Source organism: Thalassolituus pacificus, assembly GCF_025318105.1.
GTDB lineage: Bacteria > Pseudomonadota > Gammaproteobacteria > Pseudomonadales > Oceanobacteraceae > Venatoribacter > Venatoribacter pacificus.
Map to the genome: position 1 here is coordinate 1 of NZ_JAOANI010000016.1, position 1,304 is coordinate 1,304.

The 1,304-nt window shown below is 45.5% G+C and carries 1 protein-coding gene; it reads left to right on the plus strand.

Features of this window, described 5'->3' with window-relative positions; all coding sequences use genetic code 11:
- Window positions 1–1,289, plus strand: a 1,289-nt coding sequence (locus NYR02_RS10305) for an ISL3 family transposase (RefSeq protein WP_260976286.1), incomplete at its 5' end; no start/stop codon positions are given.
- Between the last annotated feature and the right edge of the window lie 15 nt (window positions 1,290–1,304).

Sequence of the window (1,304 nt, forward strand, 5' to 3'; positions counted from 1 at the left end):
GGCTCTTCACCGAACGTAGTGGAATGGCTACCATCGCAGAACTCAGCCTAGAGGCGATTATCGCTATGGATCAGCTCACGCTATACAATCAAATTCTTGGACTTACTGCTCCATGGAAAACGAGTTCCGTAGAGTTACATGACTCTTCTAGCGAGGTGGTCGTCACCGTCTCATACGATCGTGAGTTTTTAGCCTCCTGTCCAATCTGTCAGCGTCCCTGTCGTCATTACGATACCCGCTACAGAAGATGGAGACACCTCGATACATGCCAGTATAAAACGATCATTCAGGCGGACGTTCCCAGAGTAGAGTGTTCCGAACATGGAGTCCTGACAACTCAGGTGCCATGGTCAGACTGCAGTTCTCATTACACGATGTTATTTGAATCGCGGGTGTTAACTCTAACGAAAGAAAACACGATATCAGCGATAAGCAGGCAGCTGCGCGTAAGCTGGTCAAACATAGACCGGATCATTCGAAGAGGAATAAAGCGAGGACTGACACGCCGTTGGGAATTAGATTGCCAGCACCTCCACGTTGACGAAACGAGCATAAACAAGAACAGAGAATACATTACAGTTTTGAGCAATCATTCAGGAGTCGTCCTGGCCATTGCGGATGGACGGAGTAGTTCGAGTTTAACGGCATGCCTAAGCAGCATACCAATCCAATCGCTTGCCAAAGCAAGGTCCCTATCCATGGATATGAGTCCTGCGTATATCCGTGCAGCTAAAGAGTTTTTTGGCACCAGGGCATCAAAAATGATTGAATTTGATCACTTTCATGTTGCTCGCTCACTAGCAAGAACCGTCGATCAGATTCGCAAGAATGATATGAAAAACTTACCAAGGCTGGACCGGCTGTATGTCCATAAAAATCGGTACCTCTGGCTTCGAAATGGAAATAAATTGGACTCCGATTACCGAAATAGAATACTCAATCACTCCCCGTTAATGGCGAATACAACAATTGCCTGGACATTGAAAGAGAAAGCCCGCGACATATGGAAAGGTATCGAACCGAAAACACGAAATAGTTGGAAGCATTGGATTAAACTTGCGAAAGAAACCCGGATAACTCCCTTAATCACTGTCGCCGAAATGATTATGAAGCACCTTGATGGAATCATGGTAGCAATGAAAAATGGGCACTCGAATGGTCGGGCGGAAGCCTTGAATAAGAACATAAAAAACCTGAACAGAAATGCTCACGGACACAGAAACAAAGATCGGTATAAAGCAATGATTTACCTGAGATTTGGAAATCTGAATACGAGCTTCTTCCACTAAGAACGGTGAAGAGCC